Consider the following 21347-nt stretch of genomic DNA (forward strand, 5'->3'; position numbering starts at 1 on the left):
TTATTTGTTAAAATATAATTACTTATATATTAACAATTATGGTTTACTGTAGATTTTACTATTTGTTATCAAAGGATAGTTGAAAATAAAACGCCAGCCTATAATACCGAAATGTAAATTTTTGTTTAATTTTGATTTGTTTAAATTAATGGTCTTATTATAGAGATTTTCTAATACTATATCATTAGTTAGTTCATAAATTCACAAATAAAATATTTAACTGCAAGTGGAAAACAATAATTTACAAATAACAAAATCTGAAAAATACAACATTCAACTTCGTAACTTTGAAAATGACCTCATAACATTTTTAGAGCAACATAATTTACCTTCTAATAATATTTTCGTTGATGTTTCTGAAAGAGTTAATGTTTTTAAAAACTTAGAAGATGTAATTTCAAAAATAGACACTAGAGAAATACAACAATCACTCTATTTATCAAAGTTTATTGCAGGTGTTGCATCAGGTCTTTTTGATGCTGCTTTAAATTATTTATGGGATGAAACGATACTACAAATAAGAAAAAGAGTTGTCCAATATGATATTGAATACTTCTATGACAATGCAGTTTCCGGAGAAAAACGAAAAAGAGTACAAGGCGAGAATGATTTACCCAAAATTGATGACTATGACTTAATTAAAGGTGCTAAAGAGATTGGTTTAATTTCAGAGCTAGGATTTAAACATCTTGAATACATCAATTACATGAGAAATTGGGCAAGTGCTGCTCACCCCAATCAAAATGAATTAACTGGACTGCAATTAATCTCATGGCTTGAAACATGTGTGAAAGAGGTAATTTCATTACCTCTTTCACAACTCACAATTAGGATTAAACAACTTTTAGGAGGAATAAAAAATACTACAATAAGTGATCAAGATGCTCAAGAAATCTCTGTATTTTTCACAAACTTGACTCAAGAACAATCTAATAACCTTGTTGCAGGATTTTTTGGTATTTATACCAAAAATGATACAGAGAGCCAAACACGTCAAAATATAAATAAGTTGCTTCCAGAAATTTGGAATAAAGTCGATGAAGATACTAAAAACACATTTGGAATCAAGTATGGCAATTTCGTTGCAAATAACTATCAACAAGAAAAAAAACTATCTAGAGAATTTCTTCAATTAGTAAATGCTGAGAGTTATATTCCTGATGACCTAAGAATTGTAGAAATTGAAACTGCAATAGACAATTTACTTTCAGCTCATAGAGGGTTTAATAACTTTTATAATGAACCTACTTTTGCGAAACAGTTAAGTAGAATTGTTGGAGACCCTCCAAAAGTTTCAAAAGGAATAAACAAGAAATATGTTTTATCACTTGTTGATGTATTTTTAACAAATGGAAATGGCGTTTCTAGTGCAGCACAACCTATCTATGAAGAGCTACTTTCAAAGTTAGATTCCCATCAAGCAAATATAGCTGTTTTATCATTTAATGATACTGGTATATTTAGTAAGTTACAGTTTTCTCTCTGCAAAAAGAAATTCAAAGAGATGCTTGAAATTGTTAGACCAAGTATAACTACACCTGCTATAAAAGATTTAGTGTCACAAATTGAAAGTTATAAAGGTACATTAGAAAACTTGAAAAATGATAAATCAATAAAAAATGCTGTAGATAGCTTAAAAGTACTTTTGAAATAGATCACAAAAAATTATATCTAAAACGCTTTTTTGTAATACACATCAATTTAACTTAAGTAAACATTTTAAAGTTTGTGAATTTCTATAATAAGTCATTTATGAACGAAAATTTATAGTAATTGAGAAAATTTACATTTTAGAATTATAAATACAAGTAAGAAATAATAATATTAATTACTAAAATATCTTGTCGAAAAATAAATAAAGTCTAAACCAAAAGAGATTGCGTTTTAAAGCAATCTCTTTTGGTTTAGACTTTATTTATTTTTATTCTCTACTTATTTTGCTGGCACCGCTTGTATGAGAAGAGCTCAGGTCTTTTACTTTTCCGAGGCGGATACGGCTTGCTCCGGTAGCATCGGCATTTACCTGATTAATCTCCATTTTTCTTGTATCTATCTGGCAAGCACCGGTAACATCTATATCTACTCTGTCGGCAGTTCCACGAAGGTCAGCATTTGCAGCTCCGGTAGCGTTTAAATCTATCTTACGGGCATCTATATCAATTGCTGCTTTCACTGCGCCTGTCAGGTCAATTTCAACATCCTGATTTTTATCTTTAAAACCAATCACCTTTACTGTCGATGCACCTGATAAATCTAGCGCCTCTAGTTTTGGCATGGTAATGTTGATTCTTGTTCTTTCATTTCGGCGACCAAACGAGAACTTATCTCTGTATTCTATCTCTAACGTATTGCCTTTTACATCAATATCCAAATCATCAATATTATCTTGGTCGTCCGAATCAGCCGAAACGCTGTAAGAATCTCCTTGGCGCACAGTAACAATAAAGGCACCACCTACATCTATTTTACCGAAATTTCTTACATCAAACTTCTTTTCAAACTGCCCTTTGCCCTGAAACACCTCCATATTAAACGAGTTGCCGTCTTCATCGTAGTGGTCGTTTCTGTCTCTTATAGCCTCTCTTTCTTCTTCACTCAATTTAGGGCAATCTTTGCAAATCATACCAGAGTCACGTTTCATCACAAAGGTATATTTATCAATGTCGTCAGAGTCTATCTCATAATTATCATTATGCCAACGGTTAAATACTTCGTAGTAGAATCTTCTGGTTAATTTGAATGGTTTCTCATACGGAATATACAGTGTCATATCAAGGTCTTGTCCACGGAAACGAGCATCATCTGACAACAATAAATCTTCGTCGAAAACAAGTGATGAGTCTTTTTGTTTCACCTCATATACTACGCTTCTGGCATTTTTTTCTGCATCGGCTTTTGTGCGCCCTTGAGCTTCAAATCTTTGCTCGAGTTTCAAATCAGAGCCATCATATCCGGTTAAATCTACGCTTACACGGTTTGTCACTTCAAAGCCATCTTCATCAGTATTATCGTAAGCATCAAGTACAAGGGTTTGTGTTGGTAAAGCAAAATTTTTGATTACCTCTACTTTTCCTTTTTTCTTGAAATTCAGAGCATATTTTGTTGCCAGAATACCCGTACCCATCAAACCTGCCAACCATAAACCTAGTAACGAAATCCAGAAGTTACGTGAACCTATACGGCGGTTGGTTAATAGTATTAAACCCACCAACAATAAAGCTAAGAACGGCGTAAAACTAGCAAGGAAAGCAAAGAAGCCAGCCATTGGATGAATATCGTCGGCAAACATTTTGAAAGGAGCATGGTCAAAGAAATCACTACCTTCAAAGCCTGTCATTACTCCGAAAAATGCTGCAAGCCCTATTACTACTGTTACGATAACCGACAAAGCAAAAACCATTACTACTATACCTGCTAAAACTCTTGCAACAGGCCCTAGGTTTTTCAGAATCTCGCCAATACCTTTAATAACGACAGCGATTAAACGAAACGGGAACAAAAGAATTTTAGTAAGGGCATTTTCAGGCGCATTTTTATCTACTTTCAGGTTTTCTTTAATGTTGGTTTCAATATTAGAAAGCGTAACGGGTTCGCCTTTCATTTCCATTTTTTGTGTTAGTGTATTTGCTTTAGGCGCTACAATCCACAAAATAATATAGGCAAGCAAGCCAGTTCCAAAGAACAATACACCTAATACAAAAAGCAAACGAATAACGGTAACATCAACACCAAAGTAAGCAGCCAAACCACTGGCAACACCACTTAGCACCTTATTGTCGTTGTCACGATAAAATTTCTTGATTTTTTCGTCCTCAACAAGGTTTGTGCTAGGCGGAAATACGATCCAGCACACAAAATAGCCCAGGAACACAAAACCCGATACAGGCGCTAAATCATCAATCAATGGTGGAATCCCCAAGAATAAGAACAGGAAGATGATACGCATCCATACTACGTCAATATTGAAATAATGTGCCAAACCTGCTAAAACCCCACCTAGAGCCTTGCGTTTTACATCACGATACAAGCGTTTTGGCCCTGCTGTGGTAGTTTGTTGGCCACCAAAGCTGTTTTTTTCTTCGGTTGTACTTGTATAGCTCTTGCTCGATTCAGCACTGAAAGTGGCACTTTTCAAATCTTCTTCTTCTTCTATGGCTTCAAAATCGGCCACGCTACCCATCGATTTGATGAGGTCGTTTACACCTTCAAGGGTTATTACCTGCGAAGCACCATCTGATTTATCTTTTATCCAGAATTTCTCTGCAATCCGGGCTTCTATATCTGAAACTATTTCCTGATTTCCCTCATAAGAAGCAAAGTACTGCTGAATCGAGCGCAGATAATTGCTTAACTTGTCGTAGGCATCTTCTTCTATATTGAAAACTACGCCTGCTATATTTATTTGTATTGTCTTTTTCATTGTCTTAAACTATAAACTGCCTCAATGGCTAGATAAATGAAAGGTAAGTCTTGAGTGTTTGCGTCTATTTGGTTTTCTTGCTGATAATCGTTGTTACCGAATCCGAAAGTTCATTCCACGTTCCGTTAAGATTATCTAAAAACAATTGGCCTGTGTCGGTTAATACATAATATTTTCGTGGCGGCCCTGAAGTAGACTCAACCCACTTGTAATCTAACAGACCTGAGTTTTTGAGGCGGGTTAAGAGGGGGTAGAGTGTACCCTCAACAACCATAATTCTGGCATTGATGAGTTCGTCTAGGATTTCGGAGGCATAAATTTCGCCCCTCGAAATTATGTGTAAGATGCAGTACTCCAATATACCTTTCCGCATCTGCACTTGGGCGTTTTCTAAATCCATGTTTTATATCTCGTTTAAAGCATTTTCAGCTGAATTAATGATACAAAGTTAATAAAAGGTACTATGCAATGCAAGATACTTGGCAAAAAATACGGCTCAATTAGTATGAACGGCAAAAAACCATGAGCAAATCGAGATTTTTAAGGATGAAATTAAGTAATTTTTAACCCAACGTACTGTTTCTATTTGTAATTTTGAGCCAATTAACGATTTTTTGTGAAAACGCCGGATTTTGAAGTTTTTATTGGAATCACAAAATTGATGCAGGCTTTGGGTTTGCCAGACCCCCACTCGCCCGATTTTCAGCTATACCGATTTGAAGAGGCCATGCTAACAAGGCCTGCCATTAGCCCGGTTTATCGGAGTGATTGCTACATTTTTGCCCTTGTAACAAGCGGAAAACTTGCCTTTAAAGTAGGCATTTCTGATTTTATGATGCAAGCCGGAACACTCTATTTTCTTAGCCCGTGGCATTTGCATCAATATCATCGTTTAGAAGAATTATCGGGTTATATCTGCTTTTTCAACGAAAGTTTCTTTTCATCTACACCCGAGAGCCTGCATGCTATTCGTGAGCTACCTATGTTTCAGCTCGAAGGCCGGGCCGTGTTTGATTTATCAGCCGACCAACAACAACCATTTAAAGATTTATTTGAACTGATGCTCAAAGAAGTAAGTAGTTCTTCTACTTGCCGATGGGAAATCATGCGCCATTTACTACATATCTTTTTTATTAAAGCACAAGAAACTTATCAGATACATACAAATACTACTACCGAAAACACCAAAAACTTAAGATTAACACGGGCATTCGAACGATTACTGGAAGAGCACTTTTTGCTATTATCTAAAGGCCGCACAGGTAAAGTATTTACCGTAAACGAGTTTGCCGAACAACTTAATATACACCCCAACCACCTGAGTAATACTTTACGGAAAGAACTCGGTAAATCGGCAAAACAATTGATTAACGAACGCCTGATTTTTGAAGCAAAATCTTTGTTACACACAACTGAGCTTTCAGTAACCGAAATCGCCTATCGTTTACGCTTCGACGAGCCCACCAATTTTACAAAATTCTTCAAAAAATCAACCGGAGTACTTCCTAGGGAATACCGTATGCAAACAAACTAAGAGCTCTAGCTGACAGGGAAATCGAAATCGCCCTAATTCTAACAATTATAAATATTCTTAGTATATTTATATGATAAACAACCTTTTCTGACCTGATTCTTCGATTTTTACCATTCTTACTGCAAAACTTACCGTGATTGCAGGGCTTGTAAAAAATATCTTTGTAAGATATTTTACCTATAAAATCTTCATGGAGGTTCTACATAAGCAGTTTACTATCGGTAATACCCTAGTAATCAACAGAATTGGTTTAGGCACCATGCGTGCAACCACAGGTGCAGGCTCGTGGGGAGAACCTGCCGACAGGCAGGCAGTAATTAAGGTAATACGGAAAGCCTATGAGCTAGGTGTAAACTTTTTTGATACCGCCGATGCTTACGGACCTGGTTGCTCGGAGCTCATTCTGGCAGAAGCCATAGAGCCATTTAAGAAAGAAGTAATAGTGGGTACAAAGGGAGGCTCGGTTAAATATGCTCCGGGCAAGATATTTGCCAGCGGTAAACCCGGCTACCTGAAAACCACTGTTGAGGCAAGCTTACGCAGGCTCAACCTTGAAACCATTGATTTGTATCAGTTAGACCACGTTGACCCCGAAGTACCCATTGAAGAATCGGTTTGGATGCTTGCTTGTTTGAAAAAACAAGGAAAAATACGTGAAATTGGTCTTTCTAATATTAAATTAGACCAGCTAAGGCAAGCACAAAGTATTACAAAAATTGCTTCGGTTCAAAACTCCCTGAGCATTGCAAATCAGACCCATTTGAAATTTGCCCAGACCTGTGCCACCGAAAATATCGCTTTCATAGCGTACTGCCCTACTGCTATGATTGACTCCGATAAAGCCCCGAAGTACCAGCAGAAAGCTGTTGAAATGGGACTTACTTTACCACAACTATCTTTACTCTGGTTGCTTGAAAAGTCGCCGAATATTATTCCGATCCCGGGCACTTCTTCGGAAAAACATTTACAAGAAAACTTAGCTGTGTGGGGCATGATGCCCTCTGTTATGAATTAAGCTGAAACAGCTATCAATTTTTTATATTAAAACCTAAATCTATTCTTATGTGGATTGTTCGATTAGCACTCAATCGCCCTTATACCATTGCAGTCATGGCTTTTTTGATGATGCTCGGCGGTGTTATAGCAATCCGTTCCATGCAAACGGATATTTTTCCAAAAATTGACATACCTGTTGTAAACATTGTGTGGGCATATCCGGGCCTGTCGGCCGAAGATATGGAGCGCAGGGTTGTAATCAATAACGAACGTGGTATTTCTTCGCAGGTTCAAGGGGTATCTCGTATCGAGTCGAGCTCTATTCCGGGTATTGGTTTGTTACGTGTATATTTTCAGCCCGGCACCGATTTAGGGCAGGCCCTGGCCCAGATTTCAGCGGTATCGTCTACTGCATTACGCCAGATGCCTCCCGGCATGCAGCCTCCGGTACTACTTCCTTATAATGCATCTAACCTTCCGGTATTGCACATGATTATTTCGAGTAATACCATGGGAGAAGATGCCGTAGCTGATTACACCAATAACTTTTTACGACTTCGCTTATTTACAATTCCGGGTTTACAAACACCCGGGGTTTATGGTGGTAAACAACGGCAGATTAACATAGATATTGACCCTGCTCAATTGACAGCCAAAGGACTTTCAGCAGCCGATGTTATTGCGGCACTACAAAGCTCTAACGTTATTCTTCCGGCAGGTACTGCCAAAATGGGGGGAACTGAATACAACATAGCCCTCAATGCCAGCCCAAGCAGCGTTGAGCAATTTTATGATATTCCGGTAAAAGTTATTAACGGGCAAACAATCAAGATAGAAGACATTGGTAAAATATCTGACTCATTTGCCGACCCAACCAATATTGTACGCATTAACGGCAAGCACGCTAGTTATCTGAGTATCTTACGTAAATCGAGTGCTTCTACCTTAACTATTGTTGAGGCATCGAAAAACATGATTCCTAAGATAAAAGAGGTAGCACCAGAGGGATTAGAAATAACTACCGATTTCGACCAAAGTATATTTGTGCGTGCAGCTATCGACAACGTATTGCACGAAATGGTGCTTGCAATTGTGCTGGTTGGTTTAATGATTTTTGGTTTTCTGGGTAACTGGAGAAACGTATTCATTGTTGTAACTTCTATCCCCTTAGCTATTCTGACAGCAATTGTTGTGCTTGACCTCACAGGCAACTCACTCAATATCATGACCTTGGGTGGTTTGTCGTTGGCAGTAGGTATGTTGGTCGATGATGCAACGGTTGCAATAGAAAGTATTCACCGACATCTGGGTATGGGTAAGTCACTCGTGCGAGCCATCTTAGATGGCGCCAGCGATATTGCTACCCCTGCCTTGGTTGCTACGCTATCAATATGTATCGTGTTTATTCCGGTATTGTTTATTACAGGCCCGGCGGGGTACTTGTTTGTACCAATGGCCTTGTCGGTGGTTGTAGCCATGCTTACTTCTTATATCCTGTCAAGAACGCTCGTGCCTTTACTGTCACGTTTAATGTTGTCGGCAGGTTCACACGATAGCCACTCAACGAAGTTCGACCTTTGGAGAGACCGTCAGTTTGAGCGTTTACAAAATACGTATGCCAGCCGTTTACGCAAAACCTTAAAACATAAAGCGCTTATTCTTATTGGTTCTTTGGTAATAGTAGTGCTTACGGTAGTTTTGGTTACCCCTAAAGTTGGAACCGACTTTTTCCCGACTACTGATACGGGCTTTATGAAGCTGCATTTCAGGGCACCTTTTGGTACTCGTATTGAAGAAACCGAAAAATATGTGGAACGCCTTGAAGAGTCGGTTAAAAAACTGATTCCGCCAGAAGAACTGGGTACTATCAGTGCCAATATCGGCGTACCTATTTTCTTTAACCTTGCCTACGTACAATCAGATAACGTAAATGGTATGGATGCCGAAATCATGATTTCGTTGAAAAAAGGGCATAAACCCACCGAAATATACCGTAACAAAATACGAGAGATTCTGGATAATGAGTTTCCGGGTACACAATCATATTTCCAGACAGCCGATATGGTTGGGCAGGTATTAAACTTTGGTTTAAGTTCGCCTATTGATGTGCAGGTAGAAGTAAACAATTATAATAAAGGTTACGACTTAGCTAAGGTTCTGAGAGATTCGCTTAAAAAAGTAGCAGGCTTGAAAGACGTTACCATTAAACAGGTATTAGACTACCCAACCCTGAAAGTTGATGTTGACCGCATACGTGCAGCACAAGTTGGTTTAAGCCAGAGAGACGTAGCCAGTAACTTATTGGTGAATCTATCATCGAGTGGTTTGTTTGCGCCTTCTTACTTCCTTAATCCGGCCAATAACGTTAACTATACTGTGGTGGTAAAATCGCCATCGAGTAAAATACAGTCAGTGAGCGATTTAATGAATCTACCACTCACAACCAGTGCCTCAGCAAGCGCCTTGAATAGCAATTCGACCTTACAGCCAACCGATGTACCACGACAAATTGCACAGACCGTTCGAAACGTTTCGGATATAAAACCAAGCGTAATGCCAAGCCAGATTAACCACGAGAACATTCAGCGTGTGCTTAACGTTTCGGCTAACGTAGAAGGGCGTGATTTAGGCTCTGTTACAGCAGATATTGACCGCATTATAAAAGGCATGGGAGAATTACCAAAAGGCTTTGCCATTACCGTTCGTGGACAAGGACAGGTAATGAACGAGTCGTTTACCAATATGGCACAAGGTTTGGTGCTAGCAATTTTACTGGTATATGTACTGATGGTTGTTTTGTTCCAGTCATTAAAAGACCCGCTTATTGTATTAGTAGCAATTCCGGGAGCTTTAACGGGTATCATCCTGTTTTTGTATGCCACCCATACCACCATCAACGTAGTATCGCTTATGGGCTCTATTATGGCGGTGGGTATTGCGGCATCTAATGCTACCCTACTGGTAAGCTATGCCAACGATTTGCGTATGGAAGGTTACTCGGTACTGAAAGCCGTAACCGAAGCTGGAAGAACCCGTCTTCGTCCGATTCTGATGACAGCCCTTGCTATGATTCTGGGTATGATTCCGATGGCGATTGGCTTAGGAGAAGGTTCTGAGCAAAATGCGCCTTTGGCCAGAGCCGTAATTGGTGGGTTAATTATTGCTACCCTCTTTACCCTTTTTGTGGTTCCGGTGGTATATGCTGGCTTATACAGAGGCAAAGCAAAACCACAGGTAAGCCTATTGGAAGACCAGGAAGAAAACACCCACGTAGTAGCATAAAACAAAACCAGAGACAATAATAGACCTTAAAAACAAATATATATTATGAAAAATCAACAAAATCTTCGCCGAATCGGATTATTAGTCATAATCGCAGTAATCGTAGGAGTCGGGATTTTTGTTATAAACCGTGCTGATTCTGCTGAGACACCTACCGCAAAGTCTGATGGCCTGACTACTGTTAGTACTACTACTATTAGTCAGCAAAAATCCGGCAAGACCCTTGTGTTGTCTGCCGAGGCACGCCCCTACCAGTCGGTAACCCTATTTGCCAAAATAAGTGGCTACCTGCAAAAACTTTATGTAGATAAAGGGCAAGACGTAAAAGCAGGCCAAACCATTGCCATTATTGAGTCGCCAGACTTAGAGCAGGAAAAACTGGCTTTAGAGGCCGACTTAAAGCAAAAGCAAAGCTATTTAGGCAGAGTTGAGTCTTTGTTATCAAAAAAATATGTAACCGAGCAAGAAGCAGATAAAGCCCGAGCTGATGTTGAAATGGCTAAAGCAAGGCTGGATGCCCAGAAAGAGAAACTTTCTTATACTACCATCAAAGCACCATTTGCAGGTAATGTATCGGCCCGTTATGCCGATGTAGGTGCCTTATTGCAAGCAGCCACTTCATCACAAACAAGTGCTTTGCCTGTGGTTACTATTTCGCAGGTTAACCGTTTAAGGATTACCATCTTTGTTGAGCAAGCCGATGCAGGCGTTGTTCGTCCGGGTACACCTGTCGATATTCTTGTACCGGGTTCAGCTGATACACTGCATGCAAATATTACCCGTATGACAGGCGAACTAGATGCCCGTACACGTATGATGCTGGCCGAAATAGAATATAACAATGCCAATAACCAGATACTGGCAGGTAGCTTCCTGAAAGTAATCATTCGTCTGCCTGCGCAAGAGTTCCTGAGTATTCCGGCACAAGCATTGGTTGTAAAAGGAGATAAATACTTTGCCCCTGTTATTAAAGACAATCGTATTTTTTACCGACCTATCAAAATTGGTGCAGGCGATGGCCTACAGTATCGTGTGTACGAAGGCTTACAAGAGGGCGATGTAGTAGCTCTGAACGTCGGTAATTCATTGATAGATAGCTCACTTGTAAAAGTAGCGAATAAACCCGCAGCGAAATAATGAAAAAAGTTATATTGCTTTTAAGCCTACTGTGTTACGCCACTACCCTTTCGGCACAAACCAAAGTACTAAGTTTTCAGGATGCACTGCAAATGGCTATTCAGCAGAATGTAGGCATCAGGAAAGCACAAAACAATATTGAAACAGCAAAATGGGACGTTTACGGTAGTAAAAATCTGTTTTTACCCAATGCTACTTTCAATGGCGGTTTCACTTTCCAGTCGGGTAGCAACTTGCTTACCATTGCTACGCCTGCTTTGGTAGCCAGTACTTATACAGGGCTGAATTTCCAGGCCAATAGTAACTATGTAATAGCCGATGGCGGTGCACGTAAGCATCAGGTATTAGCTTCTCAGAAAACAGAAGAAGCGGCTAACTCTCAACTGAAGTTTACCCGCCAGCAAGTAGTTAACGATTTAAGCCTCGCATTTCTTCAATTATCTTTAGATAGAAGAATGATTGAAATTACTACTCAAAACTGGCGTCTTTCGCAAGAAAGAGACACAATCTTGACCGACTTGGTAAAAGCAGGCTTGAGATTACCAAACGAGTTGTATCAACAACAGGCACAAACCCGTTTAGACGAACAACAAGTAATAGCCGCCAAAAATGCGCTACAAAGCCGTAAGATTTTTCTGATTCGTCGTTTGAATCTTCCCGGAGATGATTATGATTTTCAGGAATTAGCAGAAGAAGGGCTACCTACTTTAGCAGGACAAGATTTAATCGGTTCAGCCTATTCCAAACGTTATGATTTATTGACGCTTAAACAACAAAGAGAAGCCATTGCCCTCAGAACACCACAGATTCAAGCGGCCTTGAAACCTCAGTTAGTTGCTTCAGGTGGCTTTACTACCGCCGGCCGACACTTGTTTCAACAAAACATTAATGGTACCGACGTATTAAGTACAATTGAGCAACGCAATATTATACGTCAGTTGGGTAACCAGATTAACGTCTATGCTGGTTTGAGTTTGGTTTGGAATATATTTGACCGCAACCAGACCAAAACAGCAGTTGCCAAAAACCGCATAGAAGAGGCGAATCGTGAGTTGGATATACTTGACAGACAAGACCAGATAAGAGCCGAGATAAACCAAGCCTTAACCGACTACGAAACAGCCCGACAACAATTCACTACCGCGCAAGCACAATTATCAGCCGCACAAGCTGCTTTCGAATTGCAAGAAGGCCGTTTTCAGAATGGACTAGCTCCTTTGGTAGATTTATTTGTAGCCCAAAATACACTGGCCTCTGCAAAAGTTAATGTAGCTCGTGCTGATATTCATGTACGTTATCAACAAAAACTCTTACAATTCTTAGTTGGAGACGGACAAGAGTAAGTATAATCAGTCTTATTTTATTGTTTATAACATTGATAGAGACTTTACCGGAATTTTATAAAATCTGATAAAGTCTCTATATTTTTTTGTTACTTAGTCCTATAAAAGGCTTAGTATTGAGGAGCAGGTATGTTTGCCTAAATCTCATACTAAGCCTTTTTGCTTATATCGCCCCACACTTTAGTATTTCAGAAAAGCAACCAACCTTAATTATTAAACAAGCATGAAAAAAGTTCTTTTTTCGTTGCTCTTTGCATCTGCAAGTGCAATGGCACAAAACGTGGCTTCTTCTAAAGAAGGCTTACCACCATTGGTAACTTTTACCGACCAGCAAGACCGTGAAAACATGATGCAGCAATTGGGCATTAAACGCCTCAGACCTGGCCCGAGCGGCAACGAGTCGGCACCGAATCATGCCAATTATGATGAAGCAACAGCTAACCCCTGCCCTACTTTACCCGATGCCCTTACACTCAAAAACGGCAAAAAAGTAAGCAGCCCAGAAGATTGGTGGAACAAGCGTCGCCCTGAGCTGGTAGAAGACATAGAAAGAGAAATATATGGCAAGCTACCCAAGAAAATACCACAAGTAAGCTGGACGATAAAGATTACAGATAAAGAGCTGGTAGGACGAACCCCCGTAATAGCCAAGCAACTCATAGGCCATGTAGATAATAGCGAGTATCCACTCATAAATGTAGATATAAATATGCTATTGGTTGTGCCAACTAATGTAAAAGGCCCTGTTCCTGTGCTGATAATGTTTGGCCGCCCATCGTTTCCTGCTCCTGCACAGCCTAGCCCCGAGCACATGGAAAAACTCAATGCGTCTTTTAAAGACATGATGATAAAACATGACCCATCACTAAAAGCCATTTTCGACCAGTATCCGGCTTATACGCCTATCACTCGCCTGCCCGGACCTAATTTTTTCGCTCCGCCTGTTAACGGAGAATCGCCATCGACCGAGCAATTGCTTGCCGCAGGTTGGGGATATGTAACGCTCGACCCCGCCAGTATTCAGGCCGACAATGGTGCAGGGCTTACCCGAGGAATTATTGGTTTGGTAAACAAAGGACAGCCCCGAAAACCAGACGACTGGGGCGCATTGCGAGCATGGGCTTGGGGTGCAGCCCGTGCGCTCGATTATCTGGAAACCGACCCTGCTGTAGACGCCAAGCGTGTAGGTATTGAGGGAGTATCTCGTTATGGTAAGGCGGCTTTGGTTACACTTGCGTTTGAGCCTCGCTTTGCCATAGGGCTTATAGGCTCTTCGGGCAAAGGCGGTTCTACCCTACACCGCAGGGTATTTGGCGAAGCTGTTGAAAATCTTACAGGAGGGCTATATTACTGGATGGCCGGAAACTACCTGAAATATGGCGCTGCTGAAGCCAGTTTTGGCACAAAAACAGGTTGCGACTTACCTGTTGATTCGCACGAACTAATTGCGCTTTGCGCACCACGCCCTACATTCATCAGTTATGGAATACCCGAAAAAGGCGACGCTAAATGGCTCGACCAGCAAGGTAGTTATATGGCTACTATAGCCGCAGGTTCGGTTTTCAAATTATTAGGAGCTAAAGACCTTGGGGTGTCAAATGATTACATGAAAGAAAAAATGCCACCCGTAAACACCGATATGCTAGAGGGACATCTGGCATGGCGGCAGCATGACGGCGGCCATACCGACTGGCCTAATATGCAACATTTCATTCCGTGGGCTAATAAGTTTCTGAAATATGAGAAGTAAAAACTACGCTTTTATACTGTTTTAATACCAATTATAGGTGTGTACTACGTCTAAAGTGTAGTTTTTATGTTATGATTTCAGGTAAAAGTTGAAATAAATTTATTCCTTAGTTCAATGTATTTGGCTATAATTTTTCTACTTTAGCACAGCAAAAGAGGTATATGAAAATTTGGCCTCGTTGAGCCACAAAGCTCAGTTATTCAATCCTAAATACATTATTTTTTAAACATGAAAGAGAAATCAAACGAATCTCGGAGAGAGTTTATCAAAAAAGGAGCTATTGCTTCCTCTTTTTTTATCGTTCCCAGAAATGTACTTGGTGGTCTCGGATTTATCTCGCCTAGCGACCAGCTTAACATAGCTGCCATTGGTGCGGGTGGTAAAGGCCGAAGCGATATAACCAATGCATCTGTTAACGGAAGAGAGCGCATTATAGCCCTTTGTGATGTTGACTTTTCAGGTTCTGCAAAAGAAACCGTAAAAAAATTCCCTAATGCAAAACTTTATGCCGACTACCGTGAGATGTTGGATAAAGAAAAAGATATTGACGCTGTTACCATTTCTACACCTGACCACGTGCACGGTCCTGCGGCTAAATTTGCAATGGAGCGTGGCAAACACGTGTATGTGCAAAAACCAATGACGCACAATATTCGTGAAGCACGTTTATTGACCGAAATGGCCAGAAAATACAAAATTGTGAGCCAGATGGGTAACCAAGGTGCTTCAAACCCGCTCTTGAAAACCGTACAGGGCTGGGTAGACTCAGGCAAATTGGGTAAAATATCTAAAGTACAAATCTGGACAAATCGCCCTGTATGGCCACAAGGTAATGCAATGCCACAGCCAGATGAAAGCTTAAAACCAAAAGATTTAGACTGGAACTTATGGCTCGGCCCTGCTGAGTTTAAACCTTATACCCCTAATATGCACCCGTTCAACTGGAGAGGCTGGTGGGATTACGGTACAGGTGCTCTTGGAGACGTAGGTTGCCACTTAATTGATATTCCGTTCAGAACCTTAGGCTTAAAATACCCTACCGATGCTGAATGTAGTGTGGCTTCGGTTTATACAAAAATGTGGGCACCTGATTATAACCCAGAGGGTTGTCCGGCTTCTTCATTCATCACATTGCATTTTGCGGCAACTCCTAAGAGTAAGTCGAATATCGAAATGTCATGGAGCGATGGTGGTATCAGACCAGCTCACCCTGATATTATTCCTGCCAGTGAAGACATCGGCGGTACTAATAGCAGCAATGGTGTGTTGATTATCGGTGACAAGGGTATTATTTCAACCAACATTAACGATAGCTCGCCAATGATGCCGAAATTGTACTTAAACGATGGCACTAAAGAATTAGGCCCTGATTTACCCAAAGACATTGAGCCCGAATATGGTCACCAACGCAGATGGGTAGATGCTTGTAAAGCTGGTTTCAACAGCAAAGAGCACAAAGGCTTAACATCTTCGTTTGACTACGCAGGCCCGATGACCGAAACGGTATTAATGGGTAACCTGGCGATCAGAAGCTATATGCTGAAAAAAGACAATAGCAAAGGCCAGGCAGAGTTCTATGCACGTAAAAAACTCCTTTGGGATGGTGAAAACATGAGAATCACTAACCTTGAAGAAGCTAACCAGTTTGTAGGTAGAACTTACAGAAAAGGCTGGGAAGTATAGATTAGAATTTAAAGATTCAGATATAAAAGTGGTAATCGTAAAGGTTGCCACTTTTTGTATATAAAGACATTTAACCTGTTTCGTACGCTATGATAGAAACCATAAAACAGAGCCTTTGGAATCAGTTGGGAGCAAGTATTGATATGCTTGAAGATTCGATATTGCTTTGCCCTAACGATGAATGGGATACTGACCGCAAGCTATGGTATCAAGCTTTTCATGTTTTGTTTTTTACTGATTATTACCTTAGCCTTGCCCCTAAAACTTTCACCCCACCCGCCCCTTTTACAGAATCGGAGTTTGAAGACAGAATGCCCGAACGAACTTATACAAAAACAGAGCTGATTAAGTATTTAAGCCATTGCCGAGCAAAAGCTAAAACCCTGATTGAAAACCTTACTGAGCAGACAATAGAAGCTCGTTGGGTGAACTCTTCTGGCTCTATGGATTATGCAATTCATGAAATACTTATCTACAATATCAGGCATATACAGCACCATGTAGCACAACTAAATTTACATCTTCGCCAAAGCATTAATGATGCACCGGAGTGGGTATTCAGGGCCGAAAACTAAGCCCTTATAAATAGTTACATTCCAACTTCCAGTTCTGTAATATTTATCACTTAGCTATGGCACACTTTTTTGGGTTTTATTTAGCATTAAGCGTATGCAATAAAAGCTTATTTATTCCACACAATCTTTAAAATATAAATTTATGAACCTTAAAAGAGTCTTCGGATCGGTACTTACTATCTTAGGCATAATTGGCCTTATTTATTCAGCCATGTTGTTTGTCAACACCTCGGGCGGGGCAAAGAATATTAAAGCGCTGATTATCTATGGCATTATTGGCTTTATCTTTTTCCTGTCGGGCATTAATCTGATACGTACAACAAAGGATGAAGCGTAGTAGTACAAAATAAAGCACATTCTGCTTAAAGAATTGCGAAATCATAAAAATAGCGTTGGTACTATCTTAAAAAGTAAGTTCAACGCTATTAAATTAATTTTACTACAACCCCAAAAAGCCTTAAAACTAAATGAACTTCTGCTAAAAATGCACGCTAAAACTTTTTCGAGTGTTGAAATTCTTTACGTTCATCAAGCTAAATAATTCGTTTCCTCAAAAGATTAATCTCTTCTTGTTGAGTTCTTATAAGTACTTCTTTTTCTTGCAATTTAGATTGCAATTCACTCGCATAATCTTTTAAAAATAAAATTTGCTCTTCTAAATTTTGTGTAAATTTTTGATAAAGCTTAAGGGTATCCACCTGTATATTTCCATCGGTAGAATTATTGTTTTGAGTACAGTTGACTACCAGAGTAGAAGCAAAAGGCGAAACATCAATACTACATACTTTAGCTATAACTGGGTAATACTTGGGTGCAATGGGAGACTTCTGATTAATCCAGTTGTTATAGGTAGCTTGTGAAATATTTAGCATAGCTGCCATTTCTTGTTGTGTAATCTTCTTCTCTAGTTGGTATCTAAAAAGAGTTTCTTCTAAAGTTTTCATCGCAGCATTAAAAGTTTAAGAATTTATTTATGGCTTCAAGTTGGATGCAAGGTAAATATTATTGCTATATCAGTCAAGTAATAATAATTCTAATAAAAGTCCTATATATAAAATCCCTAAGTGGTATTTTTTGCTCTTTAAAAACCCAATTTTATTGATTCTTTTGCTCACTTTATTATCATTTTATTATCAGCACTCTGATTGGATAAAAAAAGTCGGTTGCGCAATTTTGTGCTGTCTTCAGATCAATACAATTCAAGAATCTATAAGACATAACTTATTATGAAAACACTCTAATACATGACAGACTTCTTCATGAGAAGTGCTGAATGCTTTTGCTCGACTTTATGAAAAAATCTGGTCTTTTATTCATACCTGCTTCTATACGTAGCCATATTATACCTGCTATGTACTTAGCTGATTTATTAGCAGATAAATATGAGATTTACTTCGCGGTGACCGATGAAATTCTTACTGAATTGGTAGAAAAGAATGGTTATAAAGCAGTTCGGCAAAGTGGTATGAAAGTAATGTTTGGTATGGAAAGCGATTTTATTGTAAGTGAGAAGAAAGCAAAAGTTAGCTTTTTGCGCTTAGCAAAAGCTTATAAGAACAATGAGTTGTTTAATTATCGAAAAAAGGAATTAGGTAAGCTACTAGAAGATATAAAACCAGCAGGTGTCATTATTGATATTTTCAGTAGCACAGATTATCTGGTGTTAAAAACATTGCGTCCACAACTAAACGTTGTTTTCTTCAACCCTATGTTATCGACCTATAGAATAAATGGTTATCCAATAGTGTCAGAAGGTTCTTGGCTTAAAAGTACCTCAACTAAGCCCGGCACTTTTAAGAAAACAACGAGCTTTTGGACCGGTATTACTCAACCTAAACAAAGCATACTGGCATATCTGAAAAAGCAACAAGAGAAACAAATATTTCAAAAGAGTGGTGTGCCAGAAGATATTATAGATAAAGACAATCATTTTACAAAAATGTTCCGCGGGGTACCGGAGTTGATTGCGGCTCCACTTGAATTTGAGGTTTCACCTAATGTAAAACAAGAATGGCAACATTATCTGGGGCTTTGTACTCGACTAAAAAGGAAAGATACTGAACTGGATAATTCATTTGTAGAATTATGGCCGGACATTAAGCATAATCGAGCAAAAGGTCAAAAAATTATTTATTGTAGTTTTGGCACCTATTATAATGGGCCAAACAAAACACTTCTTGATTTCGTAGAAAATCTATTAAATGCTATTGCCGAAATAGGCAACATCAAATTATTGATTTCTGTAAATAGTCTTATTATAGAAACTGCTCGTGCCATCAAAGAGATATCGCCTAATGTGTATTTTTTCTCGAGAGTTCCTCAACTAGAGGTTTTAAAGGAAACTGATTTATTCATTACACATGGCGGCTTAGGTTCGATTAAAGAAGCAATTGATAATGAAGTTCCATTATTGGTTTATCCGCTAGACCTAAAATATGACCAGAACGGCAATGGTTTAAAAGTAGAACTGCACAAAATAGGATTAAGAGGGAATTTCGCATTTGAGACTAAGCTTGATATTAAAAGAAAAATAGAAGAGCTTTTATTAAATGCTTCTTTTAAAAAGCACATAAAAGAGATGAAGAATGCCTCAAACAAAAATTACACATCAGAATACAATAGAGTAGTTTTAAATTCCTTAGATATATGAAACTAACGCTAAATGAAAAGAATGCTTTTGAAGCACTTCTGCAAGTAATAAAATTATCGAAGGTTAAAGTAACAACCCAAAGTCTTAAAAGAGCTTTTCACCAACATCCATATGCTACTACTCTTATTGGATTAAGTGATATTTTAGCTGAGTTTAAAGTAGCTAATTTAGCCACCAGATTATTGCCGGAGCAGTTGAATCAGATTCCACTACCTGCTATTGCCTATTTTGAAGGCAATGGTGGCACCTTCGTTACAGTTACCAAAGCAGAAAACGACACTATTGAATGGCGCCATGAAAAAGAAGGTATTATTAAAGAGCCTATTCACGAGTTTATGTTTAAATGGCATGGTATTACACTTATAGTTGAACCGGATGAATCATCGGGTGAGTTGGATTATTCCAAAAAAAGAAAAGAAGAAATATTAGAGACCTTAAGAATACCATTTGTAATAACTGTACTCATTGCATGTTTAGGTATTATTCTTTACAAAATTACGAAACAATATAATTTTGAAGAGAATGGCCCTTTATATACCTTATTACTCACAAAGTTTATTGGCATAATTGTATCAGGCATGTTAGTATGGTACAGTATTGATACAGGTAATTCATTCTTAAAAAGTGTCTGTCAATTTAATAGCAAAAGTAATTGCAACAATATACTTAGTTCAAATGCAGCCAAACTATTTGGTTGGCTTTCGTGGGCAGACATAGGCTTGTTGTATTTTACAGGTAGTTTTCTTACTATTCTGTTATTTCACGATGCCGCTACCTACACACTTCTTCAGTATTTGGGTGTATCGGCAGGAGCATACACTTTCTGGTCAGTTTACTATCAGTTTTTTATAGCAAAAGAATGGTGCCCATTATGCATGGCAGTACAGGTACTATTATGGTTAGAATTAGCGATGTTTATTCAAACCGGTTTTTCTGCTTCGTCAATACTTTCAGAAGTGCCGATTGGAGTACTTATTACATTTTTGTTGCCGGTCATACTGCTGGTAGTACTAAAAAAGCCCTTGCAGCAAGCATTGCAAATAGACACAATGCAAAACGAATTACAAAAGCTGAAGTTCGATTCCGACTATTTGAATACACTATTTACCAGAAATACAAGTTTAACTCCATTTATTGCGGGTATGCAAGCTATAGAAATAGGCAACACTCATGCCGCTAACAAGTTGACTCTAGTTTTGAGTCCAACCTGTAACTCATGCTTTTATACCTACTTGGCAGCTAAACAACTATCAGAACAATATGCAGATATTCATGTACAAATTGTGTTGGCGGTAAGACCATTAGAAAAAGATACTGCAACTGAGGTAGCCAGAATTATACTAAGTCAGGAAACAAAAGAGGAAATGGCTGGAGCCTTAAATGCATGGTTTACCGACAACAGTCAGAACTTAAGTAAATGGAAAAAGGTGCTTAAAATAAAAGAAATAAATGAGAAAAGCATGCTACTACTGAGCGAACAGTTGAAATGGCTTGAGATTGCTGGTATTTACGAAGCTCCAAGTAAATTCCTGAACGGTAATGAAATTCCGAAATTTTATAAAGGCAGCGATATAGTAAAGCTTTATAACATTTATACAACAGAGTACAGTCTGCCCCAGGCAGCCATTCAAAATTAGGATTTGATCAAATCAATATACTTTCAATTATTAATTTCAAAACAACAAATGACTATGAAAAATTTAAGTTTAACAAATCTCAATTCTTCAGTAGAGGTGCTTAACAGAGACCAAATGAAAAAAATAGTAGGTGGTAGCGGTTGCTGTATTTACTATAGAACAACAGATGGCTCCAACAAGTATTCTGGTAAAACTTGCGGACACTCTGTTAGTAAAGCCCAAAACTGGTATAATAATGGATCAACAACCAAAAGTGGAAGCCACTATGTATCAGGGTACTGCTGCGCTAGCTGTTAATCTTTTTATTTATTGCTCTATTCCTTATTGGGGATAGAGCATT

General features: G+C 38.9%; 15 protein-coding genes. 11 read left to right on the top strand and 4 right to left on the bottom strand.

The window, feature by feature from the left end; all coding sequences use genetic code 11:
• The first annotated feature begins 226 nt into the window (after window positions 1-226).
• Window positions 227-1654: a hypothetical protein gene (locus WAE64_RS07330; RefSeq protein ID WP_340235601.1), complete on the top strand. Its 1428-nt coding sequence runs from the start codon at window positions 227-229 to the stop codon at window positions 1652-1654.
• Window positions 1655-1921: 267 nt separating this feature from the next.
• On the opposite strand, the gene WAE64_RS07335 is transcribed toward WAE64_RS07330, so the two are convergent.
• Window positions 1922-4420: a PspC domain-containing protein gene (locus WAE64_RS07335; protein WP_340235602.1), complete on the bottom strand. Its 2499-nt coding sequence runs from the start codon at window positions 4418-4420 to the stop codon at window positions 1922-1924.
• 64 nt (window positions 4421-4484) lie between these two features.
• Window positions 4485-4820, bottom strand: coding sequence for a PadR family transcriptional regulator (locus tag WAE64_RS07340; protein ID WP_340235603.1), 336 nt, complete (start codon window positions 4818-4820; stop codon window positions 4485-4487).
• Window positions 4821-5036: 216 nt separating this feature from the next.
• Between WAE64_RS07340 and WAE64_RS07345 the strand changes: the two genes are divergently transcribed.
• The 8 genes from WAE64_RS07345 to WAE64_RS07380 all read left to right on the top strand — a co-directional run bounded on the left by WAE64_RS07345 (window position 5037) and on the right by WAE64_RS07380 (window position 16720).
• Window positions 5037-5954 carry a helix-turn-helix domain-containing protein gene (locus WAE64_RS07345; RefSeq protein WP_340235604.1) on the top strand — a complete coding sequence of 306 codons (918 nt, stop codon included), beginning with the start codon at window positions 5037-5039 and terminating at the stop codon, window positions 5952-5954.
• Window positions 5955-6144: 190 nt separating this feature from the next.
• Complete coding sequence (locus WAE64_RS07350) at window positions 6145-6969, top strand: aldo/keto reductase (protein WP_340235605.1); 825 nt, start codon at window positions 6145-6147, stop codon at window positions 6967-6969.
• 47 nt (window positions 6970-7016) lie between these two features.
• Window positions 7017-10232 (top strand): efflux RND transporter permease subunit, encoded by a 3216-nt coding sequence (locus tag WAE64_RS07355; protein ID WP_340235606.1) that lies wholly within the window; start codon window positions 7017-7019, stop codon window positions 10230-10232.
• A 45-nt stretch (window positions 10233-10277) separates the two neighbouring features.
• Window positions 10278-11369, top strand: coding sequence for an efflux RND transporter periplasmic adaptor subunit (locus WAE64_RS07360; protein ID WP_340235607.1), 1092 nt, complete (start codon window positions 10278-10280; stop codon window positions 11367-11369).
• A complete protein-coding gene (locus tag WAE64_RS07365) occupies window positions 11369-12712 on the top strand; it encodes a TolC family protein (protein ID WP_340235608.1) in 1344 nt (447 codons plus the stop codon). The genes WAE64_RS07360 and WAE64_RS07365 overlap by 1 nt, the downstream gene beginning before the upstream one ends.
• Window positions 12713-12935: 223 nt before the next feature.
• Entirely contained in the window at window positions 12936-14462 is a 1527-nt protein-coding gene (locus WAE64_RS07370) for a glucuronyl esterase domain-containing protein (RefSeq protein WP_340235609.1), read from the top strand.
• Between the two features lie 228 nt (window positions 14463-14690).
• Window positions 14691-16145: a Gfo/Idh/MocA family protein gene (locus WAE64_RS07375; RefSeq protein WP_340235610.1), complete on the top strand. Its 1455-nt coding sequence runs from the start codon at window positions 14691-14693 to the stop codon at window positions 16143-16145.
• A gap of 89 nt (window positions 16146-16234) precedes the next feature.
• Window positions 16235-16720, top strand: coding sequence for a DinB family protein (locus WAE64_RS07380; protein WP_340235611.1), 486 nt, complete (start codon window positions 16235-16237; stop codon window positions 16718-16720).
• 205 nt (window positions 16721-16925) lie between these two features.
• Here the strand turns inward: WAE64_RS07380 and WAE64_RS07385 are convergent, their stop codons facing one another.
• Both WAE64_RS07385 and WAE64_RS07390 read right to left on the bottom strand, forming a co-directional pair.
• Window positions 16926-17102: a hypothetical protein gene (locus tag WAE64_RS07385; RefSeq protein WP_340235613.1), complete on the bottom strand. Its 177-nt coding sequence runs from the start codon at window positions 17100-17102 to the stop codon at window positions 16926-16928.
• Between the two features lie 151 nt (window positions 17103-17253).
• A complete protein-coding gene (locus WAE64_RS07390; protein ID WP_340235614.1) occupies window positions 17254-17664 on the bottom strand; it encodes a helix-turn-helix domain-containing protein in 411 nt (136 codons plus the stop codon).
• Window positions 17665-18011: 347 nt separating this feature from the next.
• On the opposite strand from WAE64_RS07390, the gene WAE64_RS07395 reads away from it, so the two are divergent.
• Entirely contained in the window at window positions 18012-19370 is a 1359-nt protein-coding gene (locus WAE64_RS07395; RefSeq protein WP_340235615.1) for a glycosyltransferase, read from the top strand.
• On the top strand, window positions 19367-21007 hold the full coding sequence (locus WAE64_RS07400; protein WP_340235616.1) for a vitamin K epoxide reductase family protein: 1641 nt from the start codon (window positions 19367-19369) through the stop codon (window positions 21005-21007). Before WAE64_RS07395 ends, WAE64_RS07400 begins: the two co-directional genes overlap by 4 nt.
• Window positions 21008-21347: the final 340 nt, after the last annotated feature.

It is taken from the genome of Emticicia soli, assembly GCF_037860775.1.
GTDB classification, from domain to species: Bacteria; Bacteroidota; Bacteroidia; order Cytophagales; family Spirosomataceae; genus Emticicia; species Emticicia soli.